Raw genomic sequence first — 13,284 nt, forward strand, 5'->3', positions numbered from 1 at the left:
GCAGTCGACGACCCCAGGTGTGCCCGGCAGCGACCCGGAGCGTGAGCCCGACGACGCGGCCGTGCGGAGCGGGGTCGACGCGACGATCGGTGGTCGGACGCCCGAGGGCGGCACGGAGTCGGACGACGAGGTCGAGGTAGGTGAGGCCCGCGACTCCGTGAGCGGGGACGTGGCCGAGCCTCAGGACGAGCAGGAGTCCGACGCTGAGGACGAGGACCTGCGCGAGTCCGGTGTTCAGGACGAGGACGAGGTCGTGCGCGACGCTGAGGACGAGGTCCTGCGCGGGCCCGACGCCGCGTCGGAGTCGGAGCTCGCCGCGCCCGCCGCCGCCGAGCCCGAGGTCGACGACCGCCCGATGATCGAGCGCGTCGAGTCCCTGGTCCGCCGCTGGATCGCGCGCAGCGGCGAGTTCCCGGTCGAGCCCGCCGCCCAGCGGCTCGCGGGCGTGCTCCAGGACCCGAACGGACTCGACTTCACCGTCGGGTTCGTCGACGGCGTCGCCCGGCCCGAGGACCTCTCGGTCGCGGCCGAGAACCTCGCGGCGCTCACCGCGAAGACGCCCGCCTTCCTCCCCTCCTACCTGCGCGCCGCGATCAGCACCGGCGGCGCCGTCGGCCCCGTGCTGCCCTGGGTGGTCGTGCCCGCGGCCCGCCGGGTCCTCCGCCGCCTCGTCGGGCACCTCGTGGTCGACGCCTCGGAGGCGCGTCTCGGTGCGGCCGTCGCCGCGCTGCGCGAGGGCGGCGACCGGCTCAACCTCAACCTCCTCGGCGAGGCCGTGCTCGGCGAGCGCGAGGCCCGCCGCCGCCTCGAGGGGACCCTCCGCCTGCTCGAGCGGCCGGACGTCGACTACGTCAGCGTCAAGGTCTCGAGCGTCGTCAGCCAGCTGTCGATGTGGGCCTTCGAGGAGGAGGTCGACCGCGTCGTGGAGCGTCTCACCCCGCTCTACCAGGCCGCCGCGTCCGGAGCCGACCCCACCTTCATCAACCTCGACATGGAGGAGTACCGCGACCTCGACCTGACGGTCGCCGTGTTCCGGCGCCTCCTCGAGCAGCCGGGCATGCTCGACCTCGAGGCGGGCATCGTCCTGCAGGCCTACCTGCCCGACTCCGTCCGCGTGCTCGACGAGCTGACCGAGTGGGCGCAGGAGCGCCGGGCCCGCGGCGGAGCCCCGATCAAGGTGCGCGTCGTGAAGGGCGCGAACCTCGCGATGGAGCGGGTCGATGCGGCCCTGCACGACTGGCCGCTCGCGACCGTCGGCAGCAAGGTGGAGGCCGACACGAACTACAAGCGCCTGCTCGACCGGGCCCTGCGGCCGGAGCGCGTCGACGCGGTGCGCGTGGGCGTCGCCGGGCACAACCTCTTCGACCTCGCCTGGGCGTGGCTCACGGCGACCGAGCGCGGGGTGACCGGCGCGGTCGAGATCGAGATGCTGCTCGGGATGGCGACCGGGCAGGCGCGCGCCGTCCGCGAGGACGTGGGACGCCTCCTCCTCTACACGCCCGTCGTGCACCCGCACGAGTTCGACGTGGCCATCTCGTACCTCATCCGTCGGCTCGAGGAGAACAGCAGCCCCGAGAACTTCCTCTCGGCCGCGTTCCGCCTCGACGACGAGGAGGTGCTGCAGCGGGAGCTCGGCCGCTTCCGCGCCTCGCTCGAGGCCCTCGACGACTCCGTCCCGCCGCCGAACCGCACGCAGGACCGCCTGCGGGAGTGGTCCTCCGGCTCCGGCCGCCGCCTCGTGCAGGAGCACGCCCGCGCCGGCGAGCGGGCGCAGGACCCGGCCGCCGCGGGCCTGACGCAGGCCGTCCTCGGCCTCAGCCGCGGCTCCGGTGCGGCCGCCGCGACCGCGGGCTTCCACAACGAGCCCGACACCGACCCCGCCCTCCCCGGCAACCGACGCTGGGCGCGCCTGATCACCGAGCGCATCGCCGGGTCGACCATCGGAGCGGGCACGGCCGACGCCGCACGCGTGAGCACCGAGGCGGAGCTCCAGGAGGTGCTGCGCACGGTGTCCCGCCGCGCGGAGCGCTGGGGCGAGCGCCTGGGCTACGACCGAGCGGCCGTGCTCGACCGCGCCGGCCTCGTCCTCGCCGCGAACCGCGACCGCCTGATCGAGGTGATGGCCTCCGAGACCGGCAAGACGATCGCCGAGGCCGACCCCGAGGTCTCCGAGGCCATCGACTTCGCCCACTACTACGCCACCCGCGCCCGCGAGCTCGACGCCGTCACCGGGGCCACCTTCGTCCCCGCGCGGGTCACCGTCGTCGCTCCGCCGTGGAACTTCCCGGTCGCCATCCCGGCCGGATCGATCCTCGCGGCGCTCGCCGCCGGCTCCGGAGTCGTGGTGAAGCCGGCGCCCCAGGCCCGCCGCTCGGCGGCTGTGCTCGTCGAGGCGCTCTGGGACGCGGGCGTCCCGCAGGAGCTCCTCGCCCTGGTCGACCTCGACGAGGAGGAGCTGGGACGGGCGCTGATCACCGACCCCCTCGTGGACCGCGTGCTGCTCACCGGCTCCTACGAGACCGCCCGCCTCTTCCGCTCCTGGCGGCCCGGCCTCGCACTGCAGGCCGAGACCAGCGGCAAGAACGCGATCATCGTCACTCCCCACGCCGACTACGACCTCGCCGTCGCCGACATCGTCCGCAGCGCCTTCGGGCACGCCGGCCAGAAGTGCTCCGCCGCCTCCCTGGTGATCCTGGTCGGCTCGGTCGCCCGCTCCAAGCGCTTCCGCGCCCAGCTGGTCGACGCCGTCACGTCGCTCCGCGTCGGCCGGCCCGACGACCCGTCGGCGGTGATGGGGCCGCTCATCGAGGAGCCCACCGGCAAGCTCCTGCACGCGCTCACCACGCTGGGCGGAGGCGAGTCGTGGCTCGTCGAGCCGCAGCGGCTCGACGAGAGCGGCACGCTCTGGTCGCCCGGGATCCGCGAGGGCGTCACCGAGGACAGCTACGTCCACCTCACCGAGTTCTTCGGCCCGGTGCTCGGGATCATGCACGCGGCGACCCTCGAGGACGCCGTCCGGATGCAGAACGGCACCGAGTACGGGCTCACGGCCGGGCTCCACTCCCTGCACGCCGACGAGCTCGCCCTCTGGATCGACTCGGTCGAGGCGGGCAACCTCTACGTCAACCGGGGCATCACCGGAGCCATCGTCCGGCGCCAGCCCTTCGGCGGCTGGAAGCGCTCGTCCGTCGGCGGCGGCGCGAAGGCGGGCGGACCCAACCACCTCATCGGCCTCGGCTCCTGGAAGCCCTCGCCCGCGCGCTCCTCCTCGACGCTGCACCTGCGCGGCCTCGACGACCGCGCGCGCCAGTTCATCGAGGCGGCCCAGTCCTCGCTCCGGTTCGAGCAGTTCGACCTGCTCCGCCGCTCCGCACTCTCCGACCAGCTCGCCTGGGCGACCGAGTTCGGAGTCGTCACCGACATCTCGAAGGTCGGCGTCGAGCGCAACCTGTTCCGCTACCTCCGCGTGCCGATCGCGCTGCGCCTGGCCGACGGCGGCGACCTCGGAGAGCTCCTCCGCGTCATCGCCGCGGGCCTGCTGACCCGCTCCCGGATGGACATCTCCACGTCCCTCCCGCTCCCGCCGCGGGTCCAGGAGATGCTCGGCGGCGACGAGCTCGCCGAGATGGCGGGCCTCGTCCCGCGCATCGTCGTCGAGACCGACGCCCAGTGGCTCGAGCGCGCCGCGGCCGGCCGCATCACGGCGCCGCGCATCCGCATCATCGGCGACATCGTCTCCGACCGCGTCGACGGCTATGCGGGCCCGCAGGCCCCCGGCAGCCCGACGCACGGACAGCAGGCCGTCGTCCGCCGATCGTCCGACTCGACCGGCTCCTTCACCGACGTCGTCGCCGGCATGACCCGCGGCAGCACAGGCAAGCCGGTCCCGCTCACCCGCGCCGACGGATCCCGCGTCCCCCTCGCGACCGCCCTCGCCGGAGCCCTCGGCGGCGCCCTCGACACCGCCGTCTACGCCGACCCGGTCACCCCCGCCGGCCGCGTCGAACTGCTGCCCTTCCTCCGCGAGCAGGCGATCTCGATCACGAACCACCGCTTCGGCAACCCGATCGATCTGAGCGACGACGTGCTGTAGTCGATTCCACGCCCGTCCCTGACGGGCGTGGCGCGGTCGGCTTCTCGACGGGGTGCGTTCTGTGGAGCGGGGGACGTTCGGCTACAGCGATCCGCTGGTACGCGGATCGCTGGTTCGCCTCGGGGGCGGTGCTCGCGGGGATGGTGTGGATCGGGCGGGGCGCGGTCGGCTTCTCGACGGGGTGCGTTCTGTGGAGCGGGGGACGTTCGGCTACAGCGATCCGCTCGCACGCGGATCGCTGGTTCGCCTCGGGGGCGGTGCTCGTGGGGATGGTGTGGATTCTGTGTGGCGCGGTCGGCTTCTCGACGGGGTGCGTTCTGCAGGGCGGGGTGCGTTCGGCTGCAGCGATCCGCTGGTACGCGGATCGGCGGTTCGCCTCGGGGGCGGTGCTCGCGACGATGGTGGGATCAGGCGGGCGCGGGTCGGCCTCCCGACGGAGCCTCGGGACGCGGCTCGACGAGGGGCGACGGGGGACTTACTTGTCGCGGCAAGTAGTGGGTAGGGTGGGGGGATGAGTGCGCCCGAGACACGCTGGCTGACGCCCGATCAGCTCGACGCCTGGCTGCGCTTCATCGCGGTCGTGGAACTGCTGCCGGGCGCCCTCGACACGCAGCTGCAGCGCGACGCGGGGCTCACGCACTTCGAGTACCTGACGCTGGCGATGCTGTCCGAGGCGCCCGACCGCGCCCTCCGGATGACCACGCTCGCCGCCCGCACCAACGCGACCCTGCCCCGGCTCTCGCACGTGGTGACCCGCCTCGTCGCCCGCGGCTACCTCGAGCGCCGCCCCTGCGCCTCCGACGGCCGCGCCACGAACGCGGTGCTCACCGACGCCGGCCTCCAGAAGATCGTCGACACGGCGCCCGGTCACGTCGCGACCGTGCTGGCCGACGTCATCGATCCGCTCGACGCCGAGCAGATCCCGCAGCTGGCCGACATCATGTCGCGCATGCTCGCCCGGCTCGACCCCGAGGGCAGGATGACGGTCGACGCCGTGCGCTCCTCGCTCGGAGACCCCGACACCCGCTCCTGCTGAGCGCACCGACCCCTCGCTCCCGGGGCGGACCGGCCTCGGCCGCGGCTGGATCCGTGTACAGGGACTCCCGGACGTGGCCGTCAGGGTCCACGAGGCCGCGCGCCCGTATGGAGCCGAGGTCCTGCACCGCGACCGGCTCGGCGCCGCTGGAGGCCGGCCCGTTCCCGACCTCCTCCCGACTGCCGACGCTCACCGCGAAGAGGGCCTGCACCTGGGAGCGCGCGTCGATGATCTCCTTCGACCTGGAGGTCGAGAAGGAGGGGTGCGGGACGACCATCGCGGACACGTTCTCGGAGGCGACGGAGCAGGCGGCGTCGTCGCTGAACAGAGGACTCAGGCCTGAACAGAGGATTCAGGCTCCGGCCGAGCGCCGGGGAGAACGCCCTCGAGCGCTCCGGATCCGTGAACGGGAGGTCGACGAGGATCGAGTCGACGGCCCCCCGCATCCGTACGGCGATCGGCCGCGCGACACGCGGGAGTCCGTGCCATCATCGCCTCGTGCAGTTCACCACGACGCTCTTCCAGATCGGCAACAACACCGGCATCGAGGTGCCGCCCGAGGTCCTCGAGGCACTCGGCGGCGGCAAGCGTCCCGCCGTCGCGGTGACGGTGAACGGCTACCGCTTCACCAGCACGGTCGGAGCGATGGGCGGACGCGCGCTCATCCCGTTCTCGGCCGAGAAGCGCCGCGAGACGCAGCTCGCCGGCGGTGACGCGATCGACGTCGTGATCGAGCTCGACACCGCGCCGCGCGAGGTCGCCGTGCCGGAGGACCTGGCGTCCGCGCTGGCCTCAGCGGGCGCTGCGGAGCGCTTCGCCGCGCTCTCGCCGAGCGCGCGGAAGGCCCACGTCACGTCGGTCGAGGGCGCGAAGGCCGCCGAGACGAGGGCGCGCCGCGTCGCCTCGATCGTCGCGGCGCTCGTCGGCTGACGGGCGCGCCACGGTCCGTGACGCGACCTCCCCGCCGGATAGGCTGCCTCCGGCGCCCCACGGCGGAGCGCCCTGGAAGCGGAGTCGGGGGACTTGATGGGTGCGGTTCGGCGTTGGGTGTTCCCGATCGTGTGGATGGTCATCATCGGAGCGGCGAGCATCGCCCTGGTGAAGATCGCGTTCTTCCCGGACGGCGCGGCCGAGGCCGATCCGACGCAGCCGACCGGTGAGATCACCGAGCCGACCGTCACGGTCGCCCGCGGCACGGTCACCAACGACCTCACCCTCCAGGGCACCGTCGCCGCCGACCCCGCCGTGCCGCTGAAGGCGACGGCGGCCGGAACGGTCGACGACGTCTACGTGCAGCAGGGCGCGGCCGTCGCGTCGGGCGATCTCATCTACGACATCCGCGTCGAGACTCCGCGCGACCCGGTCGAGACGACCGGCCCGGACGGCGCCGTCACCCTCACCCAGCAGGAGCCCTCCGTGCGCTTCGAGCGGGTCTACGCCGCGACCGGCGGCACCCTCAGCGCCCTCGGCGTCATCCACGACCAGGCCGTCACGGTCGGCGAGGTGACCGGACAGGTCGCGCCGCCGAGCTACGCCGTCACCGGCACGATCGACGCGCAGCAGCTCTACCGCATCCAGAACCGGCCGACAGAGGCGCAGGTCGCGATCACCGGCGGGCCCGCCGGCTTCACCTGCACCGACCTCACCATCAGCACCCCTCTCGCCGGAGCCGGCGAGGGCGGCACGACCGGCGGAGCGACGGACGGCGGCGGTGGAACCTCCACCGGCGGCTCCGGCACGAGCTTCACCTGCCAGGTGCCGACGGAGGTCACCGTGTTCCCCGGGCTTGCCGCCTCGGTGACTCTCGCGGGAGGCAAGGCGGAGGACGTCCTCGTCGTGCCGACCACCGCGGTCGAGGGCACCGCCCAGTCCGGCGTCGTGTTCCGCCGGGCGGACGACGGCAGCACCGAGGAGGTCCCGGTGACGCTGGGACTCACCGACGGCAGCTCCGTCGAGATCACCGGCGGAGTGGAGGAGGGCGCCGAGCTCCTGCAGTTCGTGCCGGGCGCGGAGGAGGCTGCTCCCGACGTCCAGCTGGGCGGCGACTGCATCGCGCAGCCCGACGGCTCGGTCTTCTGCTCGTGACGATCCTCCGGCTCGAGGGTATCCGCAAGGTCGTCCCGCTGCCCGACGCGCCGCCGCTGACGATCCTCGACGGAGTCGATCTCGAGGTGGGCGAGGGCGACCACGTCTCGGTCGTGGGCCGCAGCGGTTCCGGCAAGTCGACGCTGCTCAACATCCTCGGACTCATCGACGAGCCCACCGAGGGGCGGATGCTGCTCGAGGGTGCTCCCACCGAGACCCTGTCCTCGCGGGCCCGCGCGCGCATCCGCGGCGGCAGCATCGGCTTCATCTTCCAGCAGTTCAACCTGCTGGAGGGGCGGACCGCCCGCGAGAACGTGATGACGCCGCTGCTCTACGCGACCGGATCGGAGTTCTGGCGCCGCCGCGACCTCGCGGCCGAGATGCTGGAGCGGGTCGGCCTCGGGCACCGCGTGGACTCGATGCCCGGGCGCATGTCCGGCGGCGAGCAGCAGCGGATCGCGATCGCCCGCGCCCTGGTGCGCCGACCGCGGCTGATCCTCGCCGACGAGCCGACGGGCGCCCTCGACACCGACACCGGCGAGAGCGTGATGGGCCTGCTCGACGAGATCGCCCGCGAGTCCGGCTCCGCGCTGGTCACCATCACCCACGACCCGGCCATCGCGGCGCGGGCCGAGCGCCACTACCGGCTCGACCACGGCCGCCTGGGCTCGACCGCGGATGCGGGCCCCGTCGCCGAGGGGGTGGTCCTCTGATGCGCGCGCTCGTCGGGATCGCCGGCGCGATCGTCGAGGCGTGGACCGAGCTGCGGATCCACCGCGGCCGCGTGCTGCTCTCGCTGATCGGAGTCGCGGTGGCCGTCGCCGCCCTGACCGCGGTCGTCGCCGCCGGTGGCATCGCCCGCCAGGCCAGCATCGAGCAGGCCGAGCGCTCCAGCGGGCGCCCGGCGAGCCTCTTCCTCTCCGCCTACCCCTCCGGCACCGGCACCGCCGAGGTGGATGCCGACGCACTCCAGGCCGCGTGGACCGGTGCGCTCGAGCGCTACTCCATCACCTACGCGAGCCGCTCGACCTACGGCAGCGCGCGCGTCCAGTTCGCCGACGGCGCCGTCGACGTCGCGGTGCAGGCGGTCGACCAGCCCTTCGCCGAGATGCACCGGCTGAAGATCGTGGACGGCTCCTGGTTCACCGCCCGCGACTCCCAGCGCCTCGCTCCCGCACTCGTCGTCAACGAGCGCTTCTGGGAGCGGATCGGGAGCCCGGATCTGCGCACCCACCCGGTGGTCACCCTGCTCGGCTCCGAGCGCGACGTCACGGGCGTGGTGGTCGGCGTGACTCCCTCCTCGCAGTTCGAGACGGATCCGTCGATGATGATGCTCGCGGACGCCTACCCGGCGGTCGCCCGCGACGCCGACCCGCAGTACGGCGGGCAGGGCGTGCCGAACTACGAGATGTGGGTGCCGCTCGACCTGGCCGAGCCCCTCGCCGCGGCGGTGGAGCGCGACGTGGCCGGCGCCCTGGGATCCGACTTCGAGGTGTCGGTCGACCGGCAGGACTACCTGGTCTACGACTCCGACCCCTTCGGCGTGCTGACCTGGGTGATCGGCGGCGTGGCGGGCCTGGTGCTGGCGCTCGGCGCGCTCGGACTGCTCAACATCGCCCTGGTCACCGTCCGGCAGCGGATCCGCGAGATCGGCATCCGGCGCAGCTTCGGCGCCTCCTCCGGCCGCATCTTCTTCTCGATCATGATGGAGAGCGTCGTGGCGACCGTCGTCGCGGGAGTGGTCGGCGTGACGGTCGCGGTCATCCTCGTCACCAACCCGTGGACGGTGGCCTTCGTGCAGGACAACGGGATCGCCGACATCCCGCCTTTCCCGGCCGAGGCGGCGCTGCTCGGGCTCGGGGCGGCGACCCTCGTCGGCGCGCTCGCGGGCCTGGTGCCGGCGATCGTCGCCGTGCGGGTGAAGGTGATCGACGCGATCCGCTACTGAGGCCCGCCGAGGGTGACGACGAGCTCGTCGCCCTCGAGCGCGGCGCGCGCGTCGGAGTAGTGCGCGATCCGGGGCAGCCCCCGGGTGCTCGCACTCTCGTGGCTCCCGACGACGATCACGCGCATGCCCGCGTCCAGACCCGCCCGGATGCCGGCCTCGGCGTCCTCGAACACCAGCGCTTCCTCGGGGGAGACGCCGAGCAGGGCCGCGGCGGCGAGGTAGCCGTCGGGAGCGGGCTTGCCGTTCGCGACGTCGTGCGCGGTGACGACGGTGTCGGGGGAGGGGACGCCCGCCGCGGCCAGACGGGCGGCCGCCAGTGCCGGGCTCGCGGACGTGACCAGGGCGACGCGCTCGCGGGGGAGTGAGGCGAGGAACGCCGTCGCGCCGGGGATCTCGACGGTGCCCTCGGTGTGCTCGAGCTCGTACGCGTCGAGCTCCGCGACGATCGCGTCGACGTCGCTGCCGGCCGGAGCGAAGCGGCGGACGCTATCGGCGGCGCGGACACCGTGAACGGCGCCGAGCACCGCGTCGTGGTCGAGAGCGAAGCGCTCGGCGAAGGCGCCCCAGATGGTCTCCACGACGGCCGTCGAGTCGACGAGCGTCCCGTCCATGTCGAAGAGGGCGGCGCGGGCTCGGAGGAGGTGGGGCATGCGTCCATCCTGGCGGTCGGCGGCCTCCGGCGCCTGCCGGTGCGGACAGCGCTCGGACAGCGCGCGATCAGCTCGCCCTCAGGCCATGCATCGTGTCGCGGCGCTACGGTGGTCCGAGATCGCGGGCAGACGCCCGGAGGGGAGTGGAGGACGCCATGACGGACGACAACGGAACCGGCACGGACCAGGGCGCGAGCACGGGCGGCGAGGCCTCCGGACCCCGCGCCGGGTGGTACCCGGACCCGGCGGGCTCGTCCCGTCAGCGCTGGTGGGACGGGACCGGCTGGACGGAGTCGCTCCGCGACGCGCCGGCGGCCACTCCCACCGCCCCGGCCGAGAGCGGGTCGGCGCAGGCCGCCGCGACTCCCGTTCCGCCGACCGCACCGACTCCGCCTGCGCCGCCCGCCGAGCGTCCCGCCTACGGGGAGACGTCGAGCGGAGCGGCGACGAGCTACGGGCAGTCGGCCTCGGGTCAGTATCCGCAGCAGCCGTCGTCCGCCGACCCGCAGCAGAGCTACGGGCAGCAGGGCTACGGCCAGCAGGGCGCCGGTCAGCAGCCGCAGCAGCAGCAGCCCTCCGGCCAGCAGCAGCCGCAGCAGGGCTACGGCCAGCAGGCTCCCCAGCAGTACGGCCAGCAGGGGTACGGCCAGCAGCCCTACGGCCAGCAGCCGCAGCAGCCCTACAACCAGCAGCAGCCGCAGTACCCGGCCTACGCCGCGGCTCCCGGAGCACCCGTGCAGCAGCGCGACACGAGCATCGTCACGTCCACCCCGTGGATCTGGGTGGTAGTCCTCCTGCCGCTGCTCTCGGCGCTGTCGATCTTCCTCCTCCCGCCGAGCGCGATCGTCGACTCGTCGATGGCCTCGACCTACGGGCCGAGCTCCTCGATGGGGATGTCGACCGCCTACCTCGTCGGCCTCGGCGTGCTCCAGGTCGTCGGCTTCCTGATCTACGCGGCGGAGGTCGTCTTCGCCTTCCTCGACTGGCGCCAGCTGAAGCGAGCCGGCCTGCAGCGTCCGTTCCACTGGGCGTGGGCCTTCCTCGCCGCTCCCTACGTCTACGTGATCGGCCGCAGCGTGGTCGTGAAGCGCGTGACCGGCGGCGGACTCCTCCCGCTCTGGGTCTTCCTCGGCGTCGTGGTCGTGTCGTTCCTCATCGCGATCGGCTGGACGGTGTCGCTCTTCTCCCAGATGACGCAGGCCTTCGCTCCCGCGGGCTTCTGAACCCGTGCGCGCCCCCGATCTCGTCCTGACCGGCGGCGCCGTCTTCACCGCCGACGCCGTGCGCTCCCGAGCGCACGGCGTCGCTGTCGTCGGAGGGCGGATCGTCGCGGTCGGCGCCGACGCCTCCGACCTGATCGGGCCGCGCACCGAGGTGGTCGACCTCGAGGGCCGGATGCTCGTCCCCGGCTTCCAGGACGCCCACGTGCACCCGGTCTGGGGCGGTGCCGCGCTGCTGCGCTGCTGGCTCGGAGCGGGAGGGTCGCCCGCCGAGCACCTGGCGACGGTCGCCGAGTACGCGGCTCGGGAGAGCGGAGCGGAGTGGATCCTCGGCGGCGGCTGGAACCTGCCCGACTTCCCCGGAGGCACTCCGACCGCCCGCGAGCTCGACACGGTCGTCCCTGACCGGCCCGCCTTCCTCACCAACGCCGACGGGCACGGTGCCTGGGTCAACTCCGCCGCACTGCGCCTCGCGGGGATCGACCGCACGACGCCGGACCCCGCCGACGGCCGCATCGAGCGCCTGGCCGACGGCACCCCCTCCGGCACCCTGCACGAGGGGGCGATGGACGCGGTCCGCCGCCACCTCCCGCCCGCGAGCGCGGACGAGCTCCACCGCGCGCTGCTCCTCGGGCAGGAGACCCTGCACTCGTTCGGAGTGACGGCGTGGCAGGACGCGATCATCGGCTCCTACGGCGATGTGGGCGACCCCGGTCCGGTGTACCGCCGCGCGGCGCTGAGCGGCGAGCTGACCGGGCGCGTCCGCGGTGCGCTGTGGTGGGACCGGGGCCGCGGCGTCGAGCAGATCCCGGAGCTCGTCGAGCGGCGCGCGGCGCTCGCCGCCGACGGCTTCGCGCCGACGACCGTCAAGATCATGCAGGACGGGGTCGCCGAGAACTTCACGGCGGCGATGCTCGAGCCCTACCTCGACGGGCACGGCGGCCACGGTCACGGCGACGGCCTCTCGATGGTCGACCCGCGCCTCCTGAACGAGGCCGTGCCGCTCCTGGACGCGGCCGGGTTCCAGGTGCACTTCCACGCGATCGGCGATCGCGCCGTGCGCGAGTGCCTGGACGCCGTCGAGCGGGCGATCGAGGCGAACGGGCGCCGCGGCAACCGCCACCACCTCGCGCACCTGCAGGTCGTGCATCCGGACGACCTGCCGCGCTTCCGTGCGCTCGACGTCGCGGCCAACCTGCAGATGCTGTGGGCCTCGCTGGAGCCGCAGATGGTGGAGCTGACGCTGCCGTTCCTCGGTGAGCGGCGCGGCTCGTGGCAGTACCCCTTCGGCGACCTGCTCCGCTCGGGCGCGGTGCTCGCCGCGGGGAGCGACTGGCCGGTGTCGACGCCCGACCCGCTCGCCGCGATCCACGTCGCGGTGAACCGGCTCTCGGCGCCGTCCGAGCGCGAGCCGGGGTGGAGCGAGGAGGTGTTCCTCCCGGAGCAGCGCCTCGACCTCGCCACCGCCCTCTCCGCCTCCACGGCCGGCTCGGCGTGGGTGAACGGCCTGGAGGGCGAGTCGGGCTCGATCGCCGTGGGACTCGCGGCGGACTTCGCCCTGCTGCACCGGGACCCCTTCGCCGGCGACCCCCGCGCGATCGGGGACACCCGGGTGCTGGGCACCTGGATCGGCGGCGAGCGCGTCCACACCGCAGCGGACGCGCCCGCCTGATCCGGGTCGTTCAGGAGGCGGCGCTCAGCAGGTGATCGCTCCGCCGATGATCCCCGCGAGCAGCCCGCCGGTCGCGGAGGCGATCGCGCCGGGACCGGAGATCGCGCCGATCACCCCGCCGGTCGCGGCACCGCTGACGCCGCTCCCGGCGACGCAGTGGCCCCACTCGGGCGAGCTCCAGTCGCTGTTCAGGTGCAGGCCGCCCGCCGCCGAGCGGGACGCCGAGTCCGGGGCGAAGTGGAAGGTGAGCGTGTCGGAGTCGTCGATCGACCAGTGGCCCGACACGGTGCGGCCGCGTCCGACGTCGATCCTCTCCGGGAGTGCGTCGGACGTCTCGGCGCCGTCCGTGAAGCCGACCCCGCCGCCCGCCAGCTCGACGATCCGCGTGTCGTCGGTGACGTCGAAGGTCACCGTCGACGCCGATCCGCCCCGTGCCTCGAGGTGCACCCGGCTGCTCGTCTCCTGCCTCGCCGGCTCGGCGTGCGCGGCCTGCGCTGTGAACAGCGGCACCGCCAGCAGAGCGGCCGCCGCCGCGACCAGTGCCGTGCTCGTCCTCTGTCGTTCCATCGTCGTTCCCTCC

The 13,284-nt window shown here is 73.8% G+C and carries 10 protein-coding genes; 8 read left to right on the forward strand and 2 right to left on the reverse strand.

Annotated features, from left to right (window positions below; all coding sequences use genetic code 11):
• Positions 1-355 precede the first annotated feature (355 nt).
• The 6 genes from C5C55_RS04870 (at position 356) to C5C55_RS04900 (ending at position 9,162) form a co-directional block, all read left to right on the forward strand.
• Complete coding sequence (locus C5C55_RS04870) at positions 356-4,093, forward strand: proline dehydrogenase family protein (protein ID WP_219812987.1); 3,738 nt, start codon at positions 356-358, stop codon at positions 4,091-4,093.
• Between the two features lie 511 nt (positions 4,094-4,604).
• Complete coding sequence (locus tag C5C55_RS04880) at positions 4,605-5,129, forward strand: MarR family winged helix-turn-helix transcriptional regulator (RefSeq protein ID WP_104233099.1); 525 nt, start codon at positions 4,605-4,607, stop codon at positions 5,127-5,129.
• 498 nt (positions 5,130-5,627) lie between these two features.
• Positions 5,628-6,059 carry a YdeI/OmpD-associated family protein gene (locus C5C55_RS04885; protein ID WP_104233100.1) on the forward strand — a complete coding sequence of 144 codons (432 nt, stop codon included), beginning with the start codon at positions 5,628-5,630 and terminating at the stop codon, positions 6,057-6,059.
• A gap of 135 nt (positions 6,060-6,194) precedes the next feature.
• Positions 6,195-7,214: an efflux RND transporter periplasmic adaptor subunit gene (locus C5C55_RS04890; protein ID WP_104222862.1), complete on the forward strand. Its 1,020-nt coding sequence runs from the start codon at positions 6,195-6,197 to the stop codon at positions 7,212-7,214.
• Complete coding sequence (locus C5C55_RS04895) at positions 7,211-7,927, forward strand: ABC transporter ATP-binding protein (RefSeq protein WP_104233102.1); 717 nt, start codon at positions 7,211-7,213, stop codon at positions 7,925-7,927. Before C5C55_RS04890 ends, C5C55_RS04895 begins: the two co-directional genes overlap by 4 nt.
• Positions 7,927-9,162 (forward strand): ABC transporter permease, encoded by a 1,236-nt coding sequence (locus tag C5C55_RS04900; RefSeq protein WP_104233103.1) that lies wholly within the window; start codon positions 7,927-7,929, stop codon positions 9,160-9,162. Before C5C55_RS04895 ends, C5C55_RS04900 begins: the two co-directional genes overlap by 1 nt.
• On the opposite strand, the gene C5C55_RS04905 is transcribed toward C5C55_RS04900, so the two are convergent.
• Complete coding sequence (locus tag C5C55_RS04905) at positions 9,156-9,812, reverse strand: HAD-IA family hydrolase (RefSeq protein WP_104233104.1); 657 nt, start codon at positions 9,810-9,812, stop codon at positions 9,156-9,158. The two genes, C5C55_RS04900 and C5C55_RS04905, sit on opposite strands and share 7 nt — an antisense overlap.
• A 155-nt stretch (positions 9,813-9,967) precedes the next feature.
• Here C5C55_RS04905 and C5C55_RS16820 point away from each other — a divergent pair, with 155 nt between their 5' ends.
• Complete coding sequence (locus C5C55_RS16820) at positions 9,968-11,035, forward strand: DUF2510 domain-containing protein (protein ID WP_258065106.1); 1,068 nt, start codon at positions 9,968-9,970, stop codon at positions 11,033-11,035.
• A gap of 4 nt (positions 11,036-11,039) precedes the next feature.
• Positions 11,040-12,704, forward strand: coding sequence for an amidohydrolase (locus C5C55_RS04915; protein WP_104233105.1), 1,665 nt, complete (start codon positions 11,040-11,042; stop codon positions 12,702-12,704).
• A gap of 24 nt (positions 12,705-12,728) precedes the next feature.
• Here C5C55_RS04915 and C5C55_RS04920 read toward each other — a convergent pair whose 3' ends face one another.
• Complete coding sequence (locus C5C55_RS04920) at positions 12,729-13,271, reverse strand: hypothetical protein (RefSeq protein WP_104233106.1); 543 nt, start codon at positions 13,269-13,271, stop codon at positions 12,729-12,731.
• Positions 13,272-13,284: the final 13 nt, after the last annotated feature.

This window comes from Rathayibacter sp. AY1C2 (assembly GCF_002931195.1).
Classification (GTDB): domain Bacteria; phylum Actinomycetota; class Actinomycetes; order Actinomycetales; family Microbacteriaceae; genus Rathayibacter.

Coding starts and splice junctions, on each gene's coding strand:
- C5C55_RS04870 (WP_219812987.1), top strand. CDS start 356: ATGATCGAGCGCGTCGAGTCCCTGGTCCGCCGCTGGATCGCGCGCAGC.
- C5C55_RS04880 (WP_104233099.1), top strand. CDS start 4,605: ATGAGTGCGCCCGAGACACGCTGGCTGACGCCCGATCAGCTCGACGCC.
- C5C55_RS04890 (WP_104222862.1), top strand. CDS start 6,195: ATGGTCATCATCGGAGCGGCGAGCATCGCCCTGGTGAAGATCGCGTTC.
- C5C55_RS04900 (WP_104233103.1), top strand. CDS start 7,927: ATGCGCGCGCTCGTCGGGATCGCCGGCGCGATCGTCGAGGCGTGGACC.
- C5C55_RS04905 (WP_104233104.1), bottom strand. CDS start 9,812: ATGCCCCACCTCCTCCGAGCCCGCGCCGCCCTCTTCGACATGGACGGG.
- C5C55_RS16820 (WP_258065106.1), top strand. CDS start 9,968: ATGACGGACGACAACGGAACCGGCACGGACCAGGGCGCGAGCACGGGC.
- C5C55_RS04920 (WP_104233106.1), bottom strand. CDS start 13,271: ATGGAACGACAGAGGACGAGCACGGCACTGGTCGCGGCGGCGGCCGCT.